Consider the following 19,228-nt stretch of genomic DNA (forward strand, 5'->3'; position numbering starts at 1 on the left):
ATGGGCGCCGATCATAGGGGCGCGCCGGCGCCTCAGAAGTACTTCACCCAGGCGCGGCGGGTGCGCCGCTTGTAGGCTGCGAAGGCCTTCACCGGCGGGTACAGCAGCGGGACCAGCGCGAGCCAGATCAGCCAGATCAGCGCGAACCCGCCCTCGTCGACGCCCAGCCGCGTGCCCTGGTTGGGACCGAGCAGCGCCAGCGCGACCCGGTACCCGATCAGCAGCAGGTAGAGGTGGAGCAGGTAATAGAACATCGGCGCGCCGCCGAAGACCGCGCACACCCGCGTGAAGGCGCCGCGCGCGCGCTCGAGCACCGCCAGCAGCGCCAGTCCGATGCCCAGGGTCAGCAGCAGGAAGTCCAGCGACGGCGGGTACTTCGTGAAGTTGAGCCACGACATCGCCGTCTCCAGCGCCGAAGCGCCGCGGACCCACGGGGCGTTCTCACCGTAGAGGTTGAAACCGCGCAGCACGGCCAGCAGCGACAGGCAGGCCGCCGAGATCGCCAGCAGCGCGCGACGTCGTCGGTCCGCGTCCACCGCCCGCGCGAACAGCGGCCCCATCGCGTAGCCGAGCAGGATCACGCCCACCCAGGGCAGCGCCGGATAGCTCACCCGCACCCGCACGAGCCCTTCCGGGACCAGCCAGTCGCGATGCAGCATCAGCGTCCACGGCGCGTGCCAGGGACTGTCGGGCGGCACCACAACGCCGGCCAGCGCGTTGTGGCCGCCGACGATGGCCAGGCCGATCGCCACCAGCAGCCAGCGCGGCAGCGACGACAGCAGGGCCAGCGCCAGCATGCTGAAGCCGATCGCCCAGATCACCTGGAGATAGATCACCCGGAAATGCCCGCTCCAGGCGAAGGTCACCAGCGTGAGTTCCAGGCCGACCAGCAGCAGCCCGCGCTTGAGCAGGAAGGCGCGCACGTCGCGGCGCGGTGCGCCATCGGGGTTCGCGTAGAGCCAGGCCGACAGCCCGGTCAGGAACACGAATACCGGCGCGCACAGGTGCGCCGCCAGGCGCGAGAAGAAGAGCTCCGGCGGGGTGCCCGGCACCGCCATGGGGTCGCTCACCTGCAGGTGCAGGTAGAAGGTCTCGCGGACGTGATCCAGCAGCATCACGATCATCACCAGGCCGCGCAGCGCGTCGATCGAGGCGATGCGCACCAGGCGCGGCGCGGATGCGGGAGTCGTCGAGGTCGTCGGGGTCAACGGGGTCATCAACGCCCGCCTCAGAAGCCGTAGCGGACCGTGGCGACCACCCGCCGCCCCTGCCCCGGCGCGACCCAGACCTGGCTGTACGAACTGGCATACCAGGTCCGGTCGAACAGGTTGTCGACGTCCACGGACAGCAGCCAGTGCCGGTCGACGCGGTAGCTGCCCAGCAGCTTCACCGTCGCGTAGCCCGGCAGGGCGAAGTCGTCGGCGGCGGCCAGCGGCGCGACCGCGCCCTCGCGCCGTCCGGCGACGTTCAGGCCGATGCCGGCCGTCGCGCGCTGCCCGCCGATCGCGAAGCCCTGCACCAGCAGCAGGCTCGCGCTGTGCCGGGGCACGTTCGCGAGCTGGCGGCCGACGAGGAAGGCGTTGTTGTCCTCGGTCACCCGGGCGTCGGTGAACGCATAGGCGAAGGACAGGCGCAGGTCGCGCGCCAGCTCGCCGCCGATGTCGAGTTCGACGCCCTGGCTGCGCACCTCGCCGGCGGCGACCGAGAACTCGTTGGGCGCGAGCGGGTCCGGCGTCAGCACGTTGTTCTTCTCGATGCGGTACAGCGCCAGCGTGGCGGACAGGCCGCCGGCGGCGTCGTACTTCGCGCCGACCTCCCGCGAGCGGCCCTGCTCCGCCGGGAAGGACGTGTAGTCGCGGCTCACGCCGCTGTTGGGGCGGAAGCTCCGCGAGGCGGTCGCATACAGCGAGACCGTCCCGCTGGGCTGGTAGACCACGCCGGCGCGCGGCGAGGTCGCGCCCAGCGACTGGTCGGTCGCGATGCCGCTGCGGCGGTTGAGCACCGTCTGGTCGTAGCGGTCATGGCGCAGGCCGAGCAGCAGCTTCCAGCGCTCGCCGAGGTCGATCTGGTCCTGCGCGTAGACGGCATGCGCCTTCTGCGCCTCGCGGGTCCAGGCGCTGAGCGCCATCGGCGGCGGCGTGGCGCCGTACACGGGCTCGAAGAGGTCGATCGGCGTGGAGGTGACCACGCGCTGCTGCTGGCGCCGGTCGACGAAGCGGTACGCGTCCACGCCGGCCAGCAGGTGGTGCCGCAGCCCGGCCGCCCGCACCGTGCCGAGCACCTCGAAGCGGCCCGACAGGTCGTTCGCCGAGAAGTCCCGCGCGCGGCGCTGGCGCACCAGCGTGCGCTGGTCCGGCTGGACGAAGCGGGCTTCGGTCGCGATGCCCGCCAGCGAACTCTCGCGATAGCTCAGGCCGGTCTGCAGCGACCAGTCGTCGTTGAACTGGTGCTGGACGAAGAGCTGGAGGCCGACGCTCTCGGTCGCGATCGGGCCGTCGTCCGGCTCGCCGTAGAACGCATGGCGCGGGACCCGGCCCAACTGGCCGCCGATCGCGACAACACCGCGATCGAAGGTCGCCTTCTGCCGCGCAACCTCGAGCTCGTAGCTGACCGTCGTGTCGTTGCCGACCATCCACAGGAAGGACGGCGAGATCGCCGTCCGACGCGCCTCGACGTGGTCGCGGTCGCTGGCGCTGCCCTCCCGCGCGACGCCGAGCCGGTAGGCCACGCGCTCGCCGAGCGGGCCGGTCGCCTCGGCGCTGGCGCGCCACAGGTCGTGGCTGCCGGCGGAGAACTGCAGCGCATAGGCGGGCGTGAACGAGGGTTTCTTCGTCGTGATGTTGACCGTGCCACCCGGCTCGCCCCGGCCGTAAAGCGCCGAGGCCGGCCCCTTGAGGACCTCCACCGACGCGGTGTTCACCGTGTCGCGCAGGCCGTTGTAGCCGCGGCTGGAAGTGAAGCCATTGACCATGTAGTCCGAGCCGAAGTTCGGATCGCCGGTGAAGCCGCGCATCGCGTAGCTGTCCCACAGGCCGCCGAGGTTGCTCTGGCGGGCGATGCCGCTCGCCAGGTCCAGCGCCTGGTCGAGGCGGGTGACGCCGGCGTCGGCCAGCAGGGCGCCGGACAGCACGCGCACGCTCTGCGGCAGGTCGCGCGCCGGCGTGTCGGTCTTCATCGCGCCGGTGACGACGAGCGTGCGATACGGCTGGCGGGCGCCGTCCACGGTGACCGCGTCGAGGGCGGCATCGGCCGCCGGCATGGTGGGCGGTGTGGGGAGTGCGGGCGTTGTAGGCGCGTCCTGCGCCCGGAGGCTGGACGCGGCCAGTGCCAGTTCCAGGATGAGGAGGGATTGCAGCGGGACGGACGAAGACAGGCGCGCGCCGTCGGCGCGCAGGACGGAAGAAAAGGACATGACAAAGCGAGGAATGGCCGCCGGGCGGGCGTGACGACGCGTCGACGCCGCCCGTGCGTGGTGAACCGGATGAGCGAAAGCGCGCCTGGCGCGCGCGGGCGGTTCAGGCGGCCGGCGGGCCTCTCGGCTTCGCGACGGTCCAGTCGCGGGAGCAGACCCGTCCGCAAGGCAAGGCCGCTGGCGGCGGGCTCGCCTCGGCGTGGGCCAGCAGTGCCTGCGGCGTGCCGCCAGGCGCGACGGCTTGCGCGTGGAACAGGCACCACGCGCAGCTGTCCGATTTCGCGCCCGGGGAGTCCTCCTGACCGGACACCGGATCGTCCGCTGTCGCGGCAGCAGCGGCCGTCGCAGCTGCGGCACCGCCGACGACCGGCGACGCATCGATGCGCCCGGCCGCTGCGATGCCGGCGGTTTCGCCGAACGGATGCGCGACGTGCCAGGCCTCGTGCAGCGGCCGACCCAGCAGGCTGCATGCCAGCACGAGCAGCAGCAGCCAGGGGGAACGGAAACGGCGCAACGGGAACTTCATCGTCGGACAGGCAGCGCCGGGACGGCGGCGGTCGAGCAGAGCGCGCATTCTGCACGAGCGCAGGCGCGCGACCGTGGAAGGCCTGCGACGAATGTCGCTGCGCATTGGTCGCGCGGTACCAAAACAAAAACCCCGGAGAGTCTTCCGACTCACCGGGGTGTGCTTTGGTAGGCGCGATTGGATTCGAACCAACGACCCCCACCATGTCAAGGTGGTGCTCTAACCAACTGAGCTACGCGCCTGAAATACTCGGCCAGCGGTGGTCAATCCACTGGTCCGCAAAACAAATCGCCCGCTTTCCATTTTTTTAGCGGGCGATCTTCTGAGGTGTCCCGAAGGACTTGCCTACCAATTCTGGTAGGCGCGATTGGATTCGAACCAACGACCCCCACCATGTCAAGGTGGTGCTCTAACCAACTGAGCTACGCGCCTGAAGAGCCTCGCAGTATATGCCGGATTTTTGCGTCCGTCCAGGAAGCCGCAAGAAAAATGGAACAGCGCCCGCCTGGACCCACGCAGCGCTCGCCGGTCGCGACACCCACCGATCGCCCACAGCCCCGATGAACACGGGCTGAACGGCCGCCTCCCCTCGCCGGACCGCGGCCACTCCAGGCTTCAGCGCCGCCGCGCGCTGCGCACGCCGCTCACCTGCGACAGGGCGACCAGCGTCTGCTGCAGCCGCTGCGCGTCGCTGACCTCGACAGTGAAATTCATCCGCGACAGGTCGCTGCGTGCCGGCTTGCCCTTGCCGCTCTGCTGGTTCACCGAGATCACGTTCAGCTTGTCCTTGGCGAACAGCTCCAGCACGTCCCGCAGCAGCCCCGGCCGGTCCGCCGCCTCGACGACCAGGTCCACCGGATAGAGCGCGCCCTTGCCCGCACGGTCCGGCGCGGGCTCGCCCCAAGCCACCGCGATGACGCGCTCCGGCGCGGACTGCGCCATCTGCCGCAGGTTCGCGCAGTCGGCGCGGTGGATCGCCACGCCCTTGCCGCGCGTCACGTAACCGGTGATCGGATCCGGCGGCGCCGGCCGGCAGCAGCGCGCCAGGCTGGTCAGCAGCGAGTCGACGCCCACCACCAGCACCCCGCCCTTGGGCGTGCGCCCTTCGCCGACGGCGCCCTTGGTGTGCTTCTGGACGAGCAGTTCCTCCTCGTCCGCCTCCGGCACCGGCGGACGTAGCAGGGTCTCGATGTTGCGCAGCGAGTACTCGTCCTTGCCGACGACCTCGAACAGCGCGTCCGCGCTCTTGAAGCCCAGCCGCCCGGCCAGGTCGTCCAGCTTGATCGCCGTCTTGCCCTCGCGCTGCAGCAGTTTCTCGACCAGCTCGCGGCCCTTGGCGATCGTCTGCGACTGCACCTGCGCGTTGAACCAGGCACGGACCTTGGCCTTGCTGCGCTGGCTCTGCAGATAACCCAGCTCCGCATTGAGCCAGTCCAGCGACGGACCGCCCTCCTTCAGCGCGACGATCTCCACCGTCTGCCCGCTCTGCAGCGGCGTGTTCAACGGCACCATCTGGCCGTCGACCTTGGCGCCGCGGCAGCGGTGGCCGAGGTCGGTGTGCACCGCGTAGGCGAAATCCACCGCGGTCGCGCCCGCGCACAGCTCGACCACGTTGGCCTGCGGCGTGAACACATAGATGCGGTCATCGAAGCTGGGGCCGCTTTCCGCGACGTAATCGCGCTCCCAGGCCAGCAGCTGCCGCAGCACGGCCTTGCGCGCCTGCGCGACCTGCTCCTCGAATTCGCCGGCGGCGCTGACGCCGGCATACCCCTTGGTGCCGGCTTCCTTGTAGGCCCAGTGCGCGGCGACACCATGCTCGGCATGCTCATGCATCGCCCGGGTGCGAATCTGCACTTCCATCGGCCGGCCATCCGCCGCGATCACCACCGTATGCAGCGACTGGTAGCCATTGGGCTTGGGCCGGGCGATGTAGTCGTCGAACTCGCCATCGACCGGCTTGTAGAGCTCATGCAGCCTGGCCAGCACCGCGTAGCAATCCGCCACCTCCGGCACCACCACGCGCAGCGCGCGCAGGTCGAAGACGCGCTCGAGCGTCAGACCCTTGCCGCGCATCTTCTTCCAGATGCTGTACAGATGCTTGGGCCGCCCCTGCACCTGCGCCTCGATGCCATGGGCCTGCAGCTCGCGCTCCAGCGCGGCGCGCACCGACTCCACCGACTGCTCGCGCTCGACCCGCTTCTCGTGCAGGCCCTTGGCGAGCTGGTGGTAGTGCTCGGGCTCCAGGAAGCGGAAGGCCAGGTCCTCCAGTTCCCACTTGATCTGCCAGATGCCCAGCCGGTTGGCCAGCGGCGCGAACACCTGCAGCGATTCGGCCGCCAGTTCGCGCGGACACGGCGTCTTCGTCGCCGCGTACCAGCGCAGCGACTGCAACCGCGACGCCAGCCGCAGCAGCACCACGCGCAGGTCGCGCGAGAACGCCAGCAGCATCTTGCGCACCAGCTCGGTCTGCTCCTGGCGGCGCTGCTCCTCGACGCGCGCCTCGCGCGCCGCGCGCTGGATCTGCACCAGGCGACGCGTGTGCGCGACCAGGCTCGCGTCGCTCTCGCCGAAGGCCTTGGCGACGATCTCCTCGGGCTTGTTCAGGTAGTCGCCGGCGTAGACCAGGTAGGAGGCGGCCTGCATCGAGGGCGCCGCGCCGACGCCGGCCAGGATCGCCGCCACGCCGTCGGCATGGTCGAGCGCCGGTTCGCCGGTGCCCAGGCGATGGTCCGCCAGCAGCGGCTCCGCGAACGCGCGGGCCCGGCGCACCGGGTCCGCGGTTTCCTCGGCGCGCGGCGGCGCGGCCGGCAAGCGATGAGGCAGGTCCCCGTCCAGCAGGGCCACGATGGGCGCCGCCTGGTCCTGCCGCAGCCCCAATTCCGTCTTCATTCGTCGTTCATCCGTGTCCGCGCGGCGCGATCCGCCGCCGGGACGTCATCCGCGGTCGAGGAATCGCTCCACCACCTGGATCTGTTGTTCTTGCACCAGCGTCGGCGCATGGCCGACGCCCGGGAACTCGTGCAGCTCGGCGCGCGGGCCGCGCTGCGTCATCAGCTCGGCCGTCGCCCGCGTGAGCAGGTCGGATTCGGCCCCGCGCAGCAGCAGCGTCGGACAGCGGACCGCGTCGTAGGCGGCCCAGAGCTGGGCCTCGCCGGCCTTGGCCAGCTCCGGCGTCAGGCCGGCCAGGCCCTGGCCGATGCGCGGGTCGTAATGCAGGCGGCAGCGGTCGCCGTCCGGCTTGAACATCGCGCGCGACAGCGCCAGCCATTGCTCGTCGGTATGCGGGCCGAAGCCCTCCGAAATGCCGCGCAGGTAGTCGGCGCCCTGCTGGCAGTTCTCGAACTGCGGCGCCCGGCCCAGGTAGCTGGCGATGCGCTGCAGCGCGACGAACTCGATGGTCGGGCCCACGTCGTTGAGGATCAGGCGCTTGATCGGGCTGGACGGCATCGCCGCCAGCGCCAGGCCGATCAGCCCGCCCATCGACGTTCCCAGCCAGTCCACCTGCGGCGCGCCGATGCGGGCCATCAGCGTCACCATGTCGGACACGTACTGCGGCAGCTGATAGTTGCGCGGATCGCCCAGCCATTCCGACTCCCCGCGGCCCACCACGTCCGGGCAGATCACGCGGAAGCGATTGCTCAGGCGTCTGGCGATCACGTCGAAGTCGCGCCCCTGGCGCGACAGCCCGTGCACGCAGACCAGCACCCGCGGGTTGTCGGCCTGCCCCCACTCCCAATACGCGACCTGGTGCAGGCCGCAAGGGCTCAGCGCCTGGACTTTTTTCAACAAGGGTTCAGACATCGCTCGTATCCTTTGCACCCATCCTAACAACCCTGAAGAGGACGCGGCATGCTGAAAGGAAAGACGGCCCTGGTCACCGGCTCGACGAGCGGCATCGGATTGGGGATTGCCCTGACCCTGGCCCGCCAGGGCGCGGACATCGTGCTCAACGGCTTCGGCGACCACGCGGGCCCGAAAGCGGAGGTCGAGGCGCTGGGCGTGAAGGTCGGTTATCACGGCGCCGACATGAGCAAGCCGGCCGAGATCGAAGCCATGATGGCCTATATCGATGAGCAGTTCGGCGGCTGCGACATCCTCGTGAACAACGCCGGCATCCAGCACGTGGCCAACGTGGACGAGTTCCCGCCCGAGAAGTGGGATGCGATCCTGGCGATCAATCTCAGCTCCGCCTTCCACACAATGCGGCTGGCCCTGCCCGGCATGAAGAAGAAGCAATGGGGCCGCGTCATCAACATCGCCTCGACGCATGGGCTGGTGGCCTCGGCCGGCAAGTCGGCCTACGTGGCGGCCAAGCACGGCCTGGTCGGACTGACCAAGGCCGCGGCGCTGGAGACCGCGACGCTGCCCGTCACCGTCAACGCGATCTGCCCGGGCTGGGTGCTGACGCCGCTGGTGCAGAAGCAGATCGACGCGCGCAGCGAGAAGGAGAAGCTCGACCCCGCCGAGGCCAAGCGCCAGTTGCTGGCCGAGAAGCAGCCCTCGCTGCAGTTCACGACGCCGGAAGAGCTCGGCGCGCTGGCGGTGTTCCTGTGCTCGGACGCCGCGGTCAATGTGCGCGGCCAAGCCTGGGCGATGGACGGCGGCTGGACCGCCCAGTAAGCCGGGCAGCCCCGCTGCAAGGAAAAACGCCCGGTCGAGCCGGGCGTCTTTCGTTCAGGGGGAGCGCCCCCAGCAGGTCATCAGCGGATCACCACCGCACCATCACCGCGTCATCACGACATTGCCGCTGACGTTGACCGTCACGGTGGCCTTGCCGGACTCGACCGGCAGCGCCTCGTCGGCGGCCACGGCCATCGCCTTGAAGCGGGGCGCCGCGGCCATCATCACCGGCATCGGCTGGTCGGCGTTCACGCTGACCTCGCCGATCCGGTAGCCGGCGTAGCCGAACTGCTGCGCGTACACCGAGGCCTTGGCCTTGTAGCTGGCGATGGCCTGGGACACCACCTCGTTCTCGGCCTTCTCGCGCGCCTCGCGCGACAGCCCGTAGCTCACGTTGGCGATGGCCAGCGACTGGATGCGGCCGCTCAGCTTGGAGATGGCTTCCATGTCACGGCCCTGCACCAGCAGTTCCACGCTGCCTTGCCAGCCGGTGATCTGCGGCGAGCCGCTCGTGCCCGGCTTCACCTGGCCGTAGCGCGGATAGACGGACAGGTTGCCGGCCTGCAGGTCGACTTGGCCCGGTTTGGCGATCTTGCGGGCCTCGGCCAGCGCGGCGTCCAGCGCCTGCTTGAGCTCGTTCTGGACCGCGGCGGCTTCCTTGCCCTCGCGCGTCGTGGAGAAGCGCAACTGGAGCAGGTCGCGAGCCACCTCGGTGGTGGCGGAGGCGCTCAGCGCCAGGACGTCGGTCTTCGCAGGTTCGGCATACGAAACTGCTGGCACCAGGGCGATCGCGCCAGCGGCGATCAGGGCACGGGTCAGCGTCTTGGAGGTTCGGATCATTCGGGTTCCTACGGAGAGTCCTCGGGGAGGCCAGCATAACGGGTGAGGAAACCGTCACGGTTGACCGGCGCTGCACCCCTCTTTTGGGCCATTCAACCCACCTCTTGTGAGGTCTCCACGGCGCTGTTACAAAAGATGTAACCATCCAGTAAGGACTGCTGCATCCCGCAAACAGGCGGGAAAACTGCCCTTACAGTGCCGCTGTTACAAATTCCGGAGTGGCCGCCATGCAAAGCACAACCCGCCCTAACCGCATCCTGGTCGTGGACGACGATGCCCGCATCCGCGACCTGCTGCGCCGTTATCTCGCCCAGGAAGGCTTCGAGGTCCTGCTGGCCGAGGACAGCAAGGCGCTGAACAAGCAGCTCACCCGCGAGACGGTGGACCTGATCGTCCTGGACCTGATGCTCCCGGGCGAGGACGGCCTGTCGATCTGCCGCCGGCTGCGCGCCGCGGGCGACAACACGCCGATCATCATGCTGACGGCCAAGGTCGAGGAAGTGGACCGCATCGTCGGCCTGGAGGTTGGCGCCGACGACTACCTGGCCAAGCCCTTCAACCCCCGCGAACTGCTGGCCCGCATCAATGCGGTGCTGCGCCGTCGCCCGCCGCCGGAAGCCCCGGGCGCGCCGTCCAAGGAACCGATGACGGTCCAGTTCGGCCCGTTCGAGTTCGACCTGGCGCTGCGCCGCCTGGCCAAGAACGGCGAGCCGGTGCCGCTGACCACCGGCGAGTTCTCGATGCTGAAGGCGCTGGTGCGGCATCCGCGCCAACCGCTGTCGCGCGACAAGCTGGCGATGCTGGCCCGCGGCCGGGAGTTCGAGCCCTTCGACCGCAGCCTGGACGTGCAGGTCTCGCGCCTGCGCAAGCTGCTGGAAGAGGACCCGGCGCAACCGCGCTTCATCCAGACCGTCTGGGGCGTGGGCTACGTGTTCGTGCCCGACGAGGCGGCCTGATCGGCCGCCCGCCCGCCGCGCCGCGTGCGCAAGTCCGGAGGCCGGCGACGGCCGACGGCCGAGCCCTTGAATGCCGTCGATTCCCGTGACCCCTCCCCGTCTGGCGCTCAACCTGTTCTGGCGCACCTTCGCGCTGCTGGCGCTGCTGCTGGCCGCGGGCGTGCTGGCCTGGCAGCAGACCTTCAAGGCCCTGGAGGCCGAACCGAAGGCGCTCGAGGCCGCGCAGCAACTGGCCGGCCTGGTGAACCTGTCGCGGGTGGCGCTGTCCAGCACCGACGCCATCAACCGGGTCGCGGTGGTCAAGTCGATCGCGCGCAGCGAGGCGGTGTCGGTCGAGGTGGCCGAGGCCACCGACCGCTGGCTCCCTTATGAGAACTCTCCCTTCGCGCAGCGCCTGCGCAAGGAACTGGTCTCGCGGCTGGGGCCGCAGACCGTGCTGGCCAGCGGCCTGAACGGCGTGCCGGGGCTGTGGGTGCGCTTCGACGTCGGGCCCGACCAGTTCTGGCTGCAGACCAATCCCGCGCCGCTGCAGGCCAACATCTCCAGCAACTGGTGGTGGATCGCGATCGCGCTGGGCGCCTCGCTGCTGGGCGCGGCCGCGATCGCGCGGCTGATCAACCAGCCGCTGCGCGAGCTGTCCATCGCCGCCAGCCGCATCCGCGAGGGCGAATACGACTCGCGCCTGGACGAAAGCACGCTGACCAGCGAGATCCGCGAGGTCAACATGGGCTTCAACCGGATGGCGCGCGAGCTGGCCAAGATGGAAGAGGACCGCAGCGTGATGCTGGCGGGCATCTCGCATGACCTGCGCACGCCGCTGGCGCGCCTGCGGCTCGAGGCCGAGATGAGCGTCAACGACGAGCAGGCGCGGACCTACATCGCGCAGGACATCGACCAGCTCGACGCGATCATCAACAAGTTCATGGACTACGCGCGGCCCAGCGAGCTGCAACTGCAGGCGCTCAACCTGCGCGAGCTGGTGGAGCGCGAGGCGCAGGGCTTCCGCGACCCGCAGCAGATCGTGATCAGCGTGCGGCTGTCCGCGGCGCTGCGCATCTGGACCGACCCGACCGAGCTGGGCCGCATCCTGCTCAACCTCTTCGAGAACGCGCGCCGCTACGGCCATCACGGCGACGAGCCCGCGCGCGTGGACGTCACCGCCGAGGCCGACAGCGCCTGGGTGCTGCTGACGGTGCGCGACCACGGCCCGGGCGTGCCGCCGGACAAGCTGTCGAAGCTGACGACCCCGTTCTATCGCGGCGACACCGCCCGCACCGCCGCGACCGGCGCGGGACTGGGGCTGGCGATCGTCGAGAAGTCGGTGCAGCGCCTGGGCGCTCACCTGCGCCTGTCCAACGCCGACGACAGCGGCTTCGTCGCGCAGCTGCGGCTCAAGCGGGCCAGCGTCTGAGACGAGTGGCGGCGGTCCCCGCCGTCTCAGCGGCGCGAGAGCGCCATGCCGATCGAGGCGGGTGCTGTCGGCTTGAAGCCGAATTTCGCGTAGAGGTGCTGGGCATCGCCGTCCGCGATCAGGCTCACGTAGCCGCCTTGGGGCACATGGGCATCAAGCCAGCGGCGGATCTCGGTCATGATCCGCTTGCCCAGCCCGCGCCCCTGATGCGCGGGCAGGACCGCGATGTCGCAGACCTGATAGAAGCAACCGCCGTCGCCGATGACGCGGCCCATCGCGACCGGTTGTCCGCCCGCGTCAAGCAACTGGACCGCGAAAAGCGTGTTGGGCAGGCCCTGCGCGACCGCTTCAGCGGACTTGTCGCTGAGGCCGCTGGCCACGCGCAGATGGCGATAAGTCGCGGCGTCGGGCGTCGCCAGGAGGACGGTGATGGCGGTGTCGTTCATGACCCGATTCTGGGCCAGCCGCTGTCGAACCATGTCAGGACGCCGTGCATGCCGCCCCACCGCCGGCTCCTTCGCGCGCTGGCGGGAAAGAGCGGGGGTGAAGGTCTTCAGGCGTCGCGCACCAGCAGGCAGACCGCGCGCGCCTCGATGGCCTTGAGCTCGCCGACGGGACCCATCTTCTCGGCCGTCTTGGCCTTCACGTTGATCTGACCGGCGTCGATGTCCAGCACCTGCGCCAGCCGCTCGCGCATCGCCGGGATGTGCGGCGCCATCTTGGGCTGCTGCGCCACGATGGTCGTGTCGACGTTGCCGATGACCCAGCCCAGCGCCTTCACGCGGCGGTAGGCCTCGGCCAGCAGCACCATCGAGTCCGCCCCCTTGAACTCCGCGGCGGTGTCGGGGAAGAGCTTGCCGATGTCGCCCAGCGCGGCGGCGCCGAGCAATGCGTCGGTGATCGCGTGCGCGAGCGCGTCCGCGTCCGAATGGCCCAGCAGGCCGTGCGTGTGCGGGATGGTGATGCCGCCGAGGATCAGCGGGCGGCCGGCGACGAGCTGGTGGGTGTCCCAGCCCTCACCGATACGGAAGTTCAAAGCCATGGCGTGGATGCGAAGCTGCGGAGTCAGCGGAGTCAGCGGAGTCAGCGGAGTCAGCGGGGTTTGCGGTTCTGCGGGAGGCGCGTGGCGCCCGGATCAGTGCGGCAGTGCGTTCGTCACGACCAGCGGTCCGTTGCGGGTCACGATCATCGTGTGCTCGAACTGCGCGGAGAGGTTGCCCTTGACGCCGGACAGCGTCCAGCCGTCGGCCTCCTCGTCGACCCAGCGGCTCTTGGTCGAGAGGAAGGGTTCGATGGTGATGACCATGCCTTCCTCGAGGATGCGCGTGTCGTTCGGGTCGTAGTAGCCGGGGATGGTCTTGGGCTCCTCGTGCAGCGAGCGGCCGACGCCGTGGCTGCACAGGTTCTCGATGATCTTGAACTTGTGCGCCTTGGCCACCCGCTCGATCGCATGGCCGATGCGGTTGAGCCGCGCGCCCGGCTTCACTTCCTTCATCGCCTGCTCCAGCGCGTACTGCGCGGCGAAGACCAGCTGGGTCTTGGTCGGCGTCGTCGGCGGGACGATGCGCGTGCCGCCGGTGTCGCCGAAGTAGCCATTCATCTCGGCCGACACGTCCACGTTGACGACGTCGCCCTTCTGGATGACGCGGTCACCGGGAATGCCATGCGCGGCCTGCTCGTTGATGCTGATGCAGGTGGCGCCGGGGAAGTCGTACATGACGCGCGGCGCGGACCGGGCACCGAAGTCCTCCAGCCAGCGGGCGCCCATGTCGTCGAGCTCGCGGGTGGTCATGCCGGGCCGGATCGCGTCCAGCATGCGGCGCAGCACGGTGGCGACGGCTTCACCGACGGCCTTCAGGCCCTGGATGTCGTCATCGGATTCGACCGTCATGCGCGGCTCCTCAGCAGGCGTTCGGCCAACGCGAAGTCGGCGGGATAGGTGACCTTGAAGTTCTCCATCGAGGCCTCGACCAGGCGCGGCGCGTGGCCCAGCGCCTCGACCGCGCTGGCCTCGTCGGTGACGCCGTCCAGCGGCCCGGCCAGCGCCGGCGCGAGCAGGCCCAGCCGGAACATCTGCGGCGTCTGCGCGGACCACTTGCCGCGGCGATCGACGGTGGCGGCGACGCGGGCCGCGCCGTCCGCAGCCGCGGCGGCGTCCTTGAGCGTGTCGGCGACGGGCAGCGCGAGCAGGCCGCCGACCTCGTCGTCGGCGCAGGCATCGATCAGCGCGTCGACCCATTCGGGCCGCAGCAGGCAGCGGGCGGCGTCATGCACCAGCACCCAGTCGTGCGGCTGCACGCCGCGCTCGCGCAGCGCCGACAGGCCGGCGGCGACGGTCTCGGCGCGCGTGGCGCCGCCGGTGCGGACGACCCAGCCGCGCTCGCCCGCGAAGCCGGGCACGGCGGCCTCGAACTGGTCGTCCTCGGGCGACAGCACGACCAGGGTGGCGTCGATCCGGGCCACCGCGCCCAGCGCCTGCAGCGTGTGGGCGATCAGCGCCTGGCCGGCGAGCGGGACGTACTGCTTGGGACGGTCGGCGCCGGAGCGGCTGCCGACGCCGGCGGCGGGCACCAGCGCGAAGCAGCGCGGCTGCATCCCCGCGGGGCCGATCGGGAAGGAACTCATGGGGCGCGATTGTAGGGAGCGGCGCCCGGGCGGACCGATCGGCGAAAATCCGGCCCTTCGCCCTTCCCGGATCCGATTCCCGTGCTCGCCATCGCCGACCTCCGACGCCGCCTCGCCGCGCTGGGCGCCAACGACGCCCACGTGGGCCGCGTGCTGCGCCACTGGGTCCAGGCCCGGCCGCTGACCGAGGGTCGGCGCAAGCTGGAGCACTACCTGCCGCAAGCGGTGCGCGAGGCGCTGCCGGCGCTGATGGACGAGCTCCACGGCCTGGCGACGCTGGTCGAGCGCCATCCGGGCGAGGACGGCTCCGCGCGCCTGCTGGTCGGACTGCGCGACGGCCAGACCGTCGAGAGCGTGCTGCTGCCGCGCGACGGCCTGTGCGTCTCCAGCCAGGTCGGCTGCGCGGTGGGCTGCCGCTTCTGCATGACCGGCAAGGACGGGTTGCTGCGCCAGGTCACCAGCGCCGAGATCGTCGCCCAGGTGGCGCTGGCGCGGCGCGAGCGCGTGGTGAAGAAGGTCGTGTTCATGGGCATGGGCGAGCCGTCGCACAACCTGGACGCGGTGCTCGAGGCGATCGAGCTGCTCGGCACGGAAGGGAACATCGGCCACAAGCAGCTGGTGTTCTCGACGGTCGGCGATCCACGCGCGTTCGAGCGACTGGGCGCCGGACCGGTGAAGCCGGCGCTGGCGCTGTCGCTGCACACGACCAAGGCGGCGCTGCGGCAGGAACTGCTGCCGCGCGCGCCGCGGCTGACACCGCGTGAGCTCGTCGAGGCCGGCGAGCGCTACGCCCGGGCGACCGGCTACCCCATCCAGTACCAGTGGACGCTGCTCGAAGGCGTCAACGACGGCGAGGACGAACTCGACGGCATCGTCGAGCTGCTGCGGGGTCGCTACGGCGTGCTCAACATGATTCCCTACAACAGCGTGCCCGAGCTGCCCTTCCAGCGCCCGGACTGGGACAAGGCGCGCGACATCGCCCGTCGCCTGCACCAGCGCGGCGTGCTGACCAAGCTGCGCGATTCCGCCGGGCAGGACGTCGACGGCGGCTGCGGTCAGCTGCGCGCGCGCAGCCTGGACACGCCGGCGACGATGCGCGACATGCGCCGGGCGATCCCGATCACGCCGGCCGGCTGAGCGTTTGCCAGCATGGTCGCCGGCACGGTCGCCGGCGCGATCGCGGCGCTGACGCCGGTCTTCGCCACGATGCCGGGCATGCCGGCTGCTCGGCATCCAGCGACGCCGGCGGACCACCTCGCGCTCCTGACATCGCGTGTCGCCGCGCCCTCCCTACAATTCCGGCGAGCCCCTTCCGGGGCTGTCCTCATTTGTGCGCCATGCAGCTGTCCACGATCTCCCCCGGCAAACGCTTCACCCTGCCCCGCCCCACCGGCTCCGCCGACGCGCTGCTGCTCGCCCGCTTCGCGCGGCAGCAGCTGGCCGCCGGGCGCCTGACGGTGATCGTCACCGCCGAGCCCGGCGACACCCAGCGCCTGGAGGACGAGCTCAAGTTCTTCGCGCCCGAGCTGCGCGTGGCCGTGTTCCCGGACTGGGAAACCCTGCCCTATGACAGCTTCAGCCCGCACCAGGACCTGATCTCCGAGCGACTGGCCACGCTGTGGCGGCTGCTGCAGGCCGGCGGCAAACCGGTGGCCGAGCGCGACCTCGACGTCGTGCTGCTGCCCGCGACCACCGCCCTCACCCGGCTCGCGCCGCCGTCCTTCCTGGCGGCGACGACCTTCAACTTCCGCCAGAAGCAGCGCCTGGACGAGGCCGGCCTGAAGCAGCAGCTGACGCTGGGCGGCTACCAGCATGTCAGCCAGGTGGTTTCGCCCGGCGAGTACGCGGTGCGCGGCGGCCTGATCGATCTCTACCCGATGGGCTCGCCGGTGCCCTACCGCGTCGACCTGTTCGGCGACGAGGTGGATTCGATCCGCGTCTTCGATCCGGACTCGCAGCGCTCGCTCTATCCGGTGCCGGAGGTGCGCCTGCTGCCCGGGCGCGAGTTTCCGATGGACGAGAGTTCGCGCAAGGCCTTCCGCGCGCGCTGGCGCGAGAAGATGGACGGCGATCCGACCAAGTCGCGCATCTACAAGGACATCGACACGGGCCTCGCCACCGCCGGCATCGAGTACTACCTGCCGCTGTTCTTCGACGAGGTCGCCAGCGTCTTCGACTACCTGCCCGCCGAGGCCGGCCTGGCGCTGCACGGCGAGGTCGACGAGGCGCTGCAGCGCTTCTGGACCGACACCCGCGAGCGCCACCGCTTCCTGCAGCACGACCCGGACCGGCCCATCCTGCCGCCCGAGGAGATCTTCCTGCGGCCCGAGGAGTTCTTCACCGCGACGCACCGCCACGCGGTGCTGTCGGTGCGCGGCCAGGAACCGGTCGACTACGCGCGGCCGCTGCCCGACGTCAGCGTCGAGCGCGGCGCGCAGGAGCCGCTGGCGCGCCTGGCGGCCCATCTGAAGGACACGGCCTTCCGCGTGCTGCTGCTGGCCGAGAGCGAGGGCCGCCGCGAAAGCCTGCTCGAGCTGCTGCGCGACAACCGGATCGATCCGCCCTCGGTCAAGGACCTCGCCGAGTTCGAAGCCAACCGCGATGAGCGCTTCGCGATCACCGCGGCCCCGCTGGCCGCGGGCTTCTTCTGGAACGAGCCCGACGAGGGCCGCCAGATCCAGCTCTTCACCGAGACCGAGCTGTTCGCCACGACGCCGACCACGCGCCGGCGCCGCAAGCAGGAGCAGGTCAGCGACGTCAACGCGCTGATCAAGGACCTGTCGGAGCTGAAGGTCGGCGACCCGGTGGTGCACACCAACCACGGCATCGGCCGCTATCTGGGCCTGATCAACATCGATCTTGGCGATGGCCCCAGCGAGTTCCTGCACCTGGAGTACGCCGACAAGGCCACGCTCTACGTGCCGGTCGCGCAACTGCACCTGATCAGCCGCTACACCGGCGTCAGCGCGGAAGAGGCGCCGCTGCACAAGCTGGGCTCCGGCCAGTGGGACAAGGCCAAGCGCAAGGCCGCGGAGCAGGTGCGCGACACCGCCGCCGAGCTGCTCAACCTCTACGCCCGCCGCGCCGCGCGCGAGGGCCATGCGTTCCGCTACTCGCCGCACGACTACGAGGCCTTCGCCGCGAGCTTCGGCTTCGAGGAGACGCCCGACCAGCGCGCCGCGATCCACGCCGTCATCCAGGACATGATCAGCCCCAAGCCGATGGACCGGCTGGTGTGCGGCGACGTCGGCTTCGGCAAGACCGAGGTCGCGCTGCGCGCGGCCTTCGTCGCGGTGATGGGCGGCAAGCAGGTGGCGCTGCTCGCGCCCACCACGCTGCTGGCCGAGCAGCATTACCAGAACATCGCCGACCGCTTCGGCAAGTGGCCGGTCAAGGTCGCCGAGATGAGCCGCTTCCGCTCCGCCAAGGAGATCAAGGCGGCGATGGAGGGCCTGGCCGACGGCTCGATCGACATCGTCATCGGCACGCACAAGCTGCTCTCGGCCGACGTGAAGTTCAAGCGCCTGGGCCTGCTCGTCATCGACGAGGAGCACCGCTTCGGCGTGCGCCACAAGGAGGCGATGAAGGCCATGCGCGCCGAGGTCGACGTGCTGACGCTGACCGCCACGCCCATCCCGCGCACGCTGGGCATGGCGCTGGAGGGCCTGCGCGACCTGAGCGTCATCGCCACCGCGCCGCAGCGGCGCCTGGCGATCAAGACCTTCGTTCGCAGCGAGACCAGCGGCACCATCCGCGAGGCGGTGCTGCGCGAGCTCAAGCGCGGCGGCCAGGTCTACTTCCTGCACAACGAGGTCGAGACCATCGAGAACCGCCGCATGAAGCTGCAGGAGCTGCTGCCCGAGGCGCGCATCGTCGTCGCCCACGGCCAGATGCCCGAGCGTGAGCTGGAACGCGTGATGCGCGAGTTCGTCGGCGGCAAGCACAACCTGCTGCTGTGCTCGACCATCATCGAGACCGGCATCGACGTGCCCTCGGCCAACACCATCGTCATCAGCCGCGCCGACAAGTTCGGCCTGGCGCAGCTGCATCAGCTGCGCGGCCGCGTCGGGCGCTCGCACCATCAGGCCTATGCCTACCTGATGGTGCCGGACATCGAGGGCCTGACCAAGCAGGCGGCGCAGCGGCTCGAAGCGATCCAGGCGATGGAGGAACTGGGCTCGGGCTTCTACCTGGCGATGCACGACCTCGAGATCCGCGGCGCCGGCGAAGTGCTGGGCGAGCACCAGAGCGGCAACATGATGGAGGTGGGCTTCCAGCTCTACAACGAGATGCTGTCCGAGGCGGTGCGCTCGCTCAAGGCCGGGCGCGAGCCGGACCTGCTCAGCCCGCTGTCGGCGACGACCGAGATCAACCTGCACGCGCCCGCGCTGCTGCCCGACGCCTACTGCGGCGACGTGCACCAGCGGCTGTCGCTGTACAAGCGGCTGGCCACGGCCGACCGCGCCGAGCAGATCGACGCGATGCTGGAGGAGATCACCGACCGCTTCGGCAAGCTGCCGGCGCAGGGGCAGACGCTGTTCGACACGCACCGGCTGCGGGTGCTGGCCAAGCCCTACGGCGTGATGAAGATCGACGCGGCGCCCAGCGTCATCAACATCAACTTCCGGCCCAATCCGCCGATCGATCCGATGCGCGTGATCGAGCTGGTGCAGAAGAACCGCAACATCAAGCTGGTGGGCAACGAGAAGCTGCGCATCGACAAGGCGCTGACCGATCCCAAGGACCGCGCGCAGGCGGTGCGCGAGGTGCTGCGGCTTCTGGGCGCGCCGGTCGCGCAGGCGTGATCGAGACCTGCTCGAACTGCTGGCAGGCGTCGG

General features: G+C 70.2%; 15 protein-coding genes and 2 tRNA genes. 5 read left to right on the forward strand and 12 right to left on the reverse strand.

Annotated features, from left to right (window positions below; translation table 11 throughout):
• Positions 1-32 precede the first annotated feature (32 nt).
• From FHT37_RS11155 to FHT37_RS11185, 7 genes are all read right to left on the reverse strand, one after another.
• Positions 33-1,217: a DUF1624 domain-containing protein gene (locus tag FHT37_RS11155; RefSeq protein ID WP_183480795.1), complete on the reverse strand. Its 1,185-nt coding sequence runs from the start codon at positions 1,215-1,217 to the stop codon at positions 33-35.
• An 11-nt stretch (positions 1,218-1,228) separates the two neighbouring features.
• Positions 1,229-3,412, reverse strand: a complete 2,184-nt coding sequence (locus FHT37_RS11160; RefSeq protein WP_255489541.1) for a TonB-dependent siderophore receptor — start codon at positions 3,410-3,412, stop codon at positions 1,229-1,231.
• A 103-nt stretch (positions 3,413-3,515) separates the two neighbouring features.
• On the reverse strand, positions 3,516-3,938 hold the full coding sequence (locus tag FHT37_RS11165) for a hypothetical protein (RefSeq protein ID WP_147241377.1): 423 nt from the start codon (positions 3,936-3,938) through the stop codon (positions 3,516-3,518).
• Between the two features lie 165 nt (positions 3,939-4,103).
• Positions 4,104-4,180, reverse strand: a tRNA-Val gene (locus FHT37_RS11170).
• A 113-nt stretch (positions 4,181-4,293) separates the two neighbouring features.
• Positions 4,294-4,370 (reverse strand) — tRNA-Val (locus FHT37_RS11175).
• A gap of 183 nt (positions 4,371-4,553) precedes the next feature.
• Complete coding sequence (locus FHT37_RS11180) at positions 4,554-6,827, reverse strand: bifunctional (p)ppGpp synthetase/guanosine-3',5'-bis(diphosphate) 3'-pyrophosphohydrolase (protein ID WP_183480797.1); 2,274 nt, start codon at positions 6,825-6,827, stop codon at positions 4,554-4,556.
• 45 nt (positions 6,828-6,872) lie between these two features.
• On the reverse strand, positions 6,873-7,739 hold the full coding sequence (locus FHT37_RS11185; RefSeq protein WP_091732061.1) for an alpha/beta fold hydrolase: 867 nt from the start codon (positions 7,737-7,739) through the stop codon (positions 6,873-6,875).
• 48 nt (positions 7,740-7,787) lie between these two features.
• Between FHT37_RS11185 and FHT37_RS11190 the strand changes: the two genes are divergently transcribed.
• On the forward strand, positions 7,788-8,558 hold the full coding sequence (locus FHT37_RS11190; protein ID WP_091732057.1) for a 3-hydroxybutyrate dehydrogenase: 771 nt from the start codon (positions 7,788-7,790) through the stop codon (positions 8,556-8,558).
• A 102-nt stretch (positions 8,559-8,660) separates the two neighbouring features.
• On the opposite strand, the gene FHT37_RS11195 is transcribed toward FHT37_RS11190, so the two are convergent.
• The gene (locus tag FHT37_RS11195; RefSeq protein WP_183480799.1) at positions 8,661-9,398 is read right to left on the reverse strand and encodes an SIMPL domain-containing protein; all 738 of its coding nucleotides are present in this window, start codon (positions 9,396-9,398) and stop codon (positions 8,661-8,663) included.
• Positions 9,399-9,625: 227 nt separating this feature from the next.
• Between FHT37_RS11195 and ompR the strand changes: the two genes are divergently transcribed.
• Entirely contained in the window at positions 9,626-10,354 is a 729-nt protein-coding gene (ompR, locus tag FHT37_RS11200) for a two-component system response regulator OmpR (RefSeq protein ID WP_091732051.1), read from the forward strand.
• An 85-nt stretch (positions 10,355-10,439) separates the two neighbouring features.
• The gene (locus FHT37_RS11205; protein ID WP_310739739.1) at positions 10,440-11,765 is read left to right on the forward strand and encodes an ATP-binding protein; all 1,326 of its coding nucleotides are present in this window, start codon (positions 10,440-10,442) and stop codon (positions 11,763-11,765) included.
• Positions 11,766-11,791: 26 nt separating this feature from the next.
• On the opposite strand, the gene FHT37_RS11210 is transcribed toward FHT37_RS11205, so the two are convergent.
• The 4 genes from FHT37_RS11210 to ispD form a co-directional block, all read right to left on the reverse strand.
• Positions 11,792-12,211 (reverse strand): GNAT family N-acetyltransferase, encoded by a 420-nt coding sequence (locus tag FHT37_RS11210; RefSeq protein ID WP_183480801.1) that lies wholly within the window; start codon positions 12,209-12,211, stop codon positions 11,792-11,794.
• A 107-nt stretch (positions 12,212-12,318) separates the two neighbouring features.
• Positions 12,319-12,807 carry a 2-C-methyl-D-erythritol 2,4-cyclodiphosphate synthase gene (ispF, locus tag FHT37_RS11215; RefSeq protein ID WP_147241380.1) on the reverse strand — a complete coding sequence of 163 codons (489 nt, stop codon included), beginning with the start codon at positions 12,805-12,807 and terminating at the stop codon, positions 12,319-12,321.
• Positions 12,808-12,900: 93 nt separating this feature from the next.
• Positions 12,901-13,656, reverse strand: coding sequence for a type I methionyl aminopeptidase (map, locus tag FHT37_RS11220; RefSeq protein ID WP_183480803.1), 756 nt, complete (start codon positions 13,654-13,656; stop codon positions 12,901-12,903).
• Positions 13,653-14,390 (reverse strand): 2-C-methyl-D-erythritol 4-phosphate cytidylyltransferase, encoded by a 738-nt coding sequence (gene ispD / locus FHT37_RS11225; RefSeq protein ID WP_183480805.1) that lies wholly within the window; start codon positions 14,388-14,390, stop codon positions 13,653-13,655. The genes map and ispD overlap by 4 nt, the downstream gene beginning before the upstream one ends.
• An 81-nt stretch (positions 14,391-14,471) precedes the next feature.
• Here ispD and FHT37_RS11230 point away from each other — a divergent pair, with 81 nt between their 5' ends.
• Both FHT37_RS11230 and mfd read left to right on the forward strand, forming a co-directional pair.
• Entirely contained in the window at positions 14,472-15,527 is a 1,056-nt protein-coding gene (locus FHT37_RS11230) for an RNA methyltransferase (RefSeq protein ID WP_183480807.1), read from the forward strand.
• 200 nt (positions 15,528-15,727) lie between these two features.
• On the forward strand, positions 15,728-19,195 hold the full coding sequence (gene mfd / locus FHT37_RS11235) for a transcription-repair coupling factor (protein ID WP_183480809.1): 3,468 nt from the start codon (positions 15,728-15,730) through the stop codon (positions 19,193-19,195).
• Positions 19,196-19,228 lie beyond the last annotated feature (33 nt).

The sequence above is a fragment of the Mitsuaria sp. BK037 genome (assembly GCF_014193045.1).
Taxonomy (GTDB): domain Bacteria; phylum Pseudomonadota; class Gammaproteobacteria; order Burkholderiales; family Burkholderiaceae_C; genus Roseateles.

Coding starts and splice junctions, on each gene's coding strand:
- FHT37_RS11155 (WP_183480795.1), bottom strand. CDS start 1,217: ATGACCCCGTTGACCCCGACGACCTCGACGACTCCCGCATCCGCGCCG.
- mfd (WP_183480809.1), top strand. CDS start 15,728: ATGCAGCTGTCCACGATCTCCCCCGGCAAACGCTTCACCCTGCCCCGC.
- ispD (WP_183480805.1), bottom strand. CDS start 14,390: ATGAGTTCCTTCCCGATCGGCCCCGCGGGGATGCAGCCGCGCTGCTTC.
- FHT37_RS11165 (WP_147241377.1), bottom strand. CDS start 3,938: ATGAAGTTCCCGTTGCGCCGTTTCCGTTCCCCCTGGCTGCTGCTGCTC.
- ispF (WP_147241380.1), bottom strand. CDS start 12,807: ATGGCTTTGAACTTCCGTATCGGTGAGGGCTGGGACACCCACCAGCTC.
- FHT37_RS11180 (WP_183480797.1), bottom strand. CDS start 6,827: ATGAAGACGGAATTGGGGCTGCGGCAGGACCAGGCGGCGCCCATCGTG.
- FHT37_RS11185 (WP_091732061.1), bottom strand. CDS start 7,739: ATGTCTGAACCCTTGTTGAAAAAAGTCCAGGCGCTGAGCCCTTGCGGC.
- FHT37_RS11160 (WP_255489541.1), bottom strand. CDS start 3,412: ATGTCCTTTTCTTCCGTCCTGCGCGCCGACGGCGCGCGCCTGTCTTCG.
- ompR (WP_091732051.1), top strand. CDS start 9,626: ATGCAAAGCACAACCCGCCCTAACCGCATCCTGGTCGTGGACGACGAT.
- FHT37_RS11190 (WP_091732057.1), top strand. CDS start 7,788: ATGCTGAAAGGAAAGACGGCCCTGGTCACCGGCTCGACGAGCGGCATC.
- FHT37_RS11195 (WP_183480799.1), bottom strand. CDS start 9,398: ATGATCCGAACCTCCAAGACGCTGACCCGTGCCCTGATCGCCGCTGGC.
- FHT37_RS11210 (WP_183480801.1), bottom strand. CDS start 12,211: ATGAACGACACCGCCATCACCGTCCTCCTGGCGACGCCCGACGCCGCG.
- map (WP_183480803.1), bottom strand. CDS start 13,656: ATGACGGTCGAATCCGATGACGACATCCAGGGCCTGAAGGCCGTCGGT.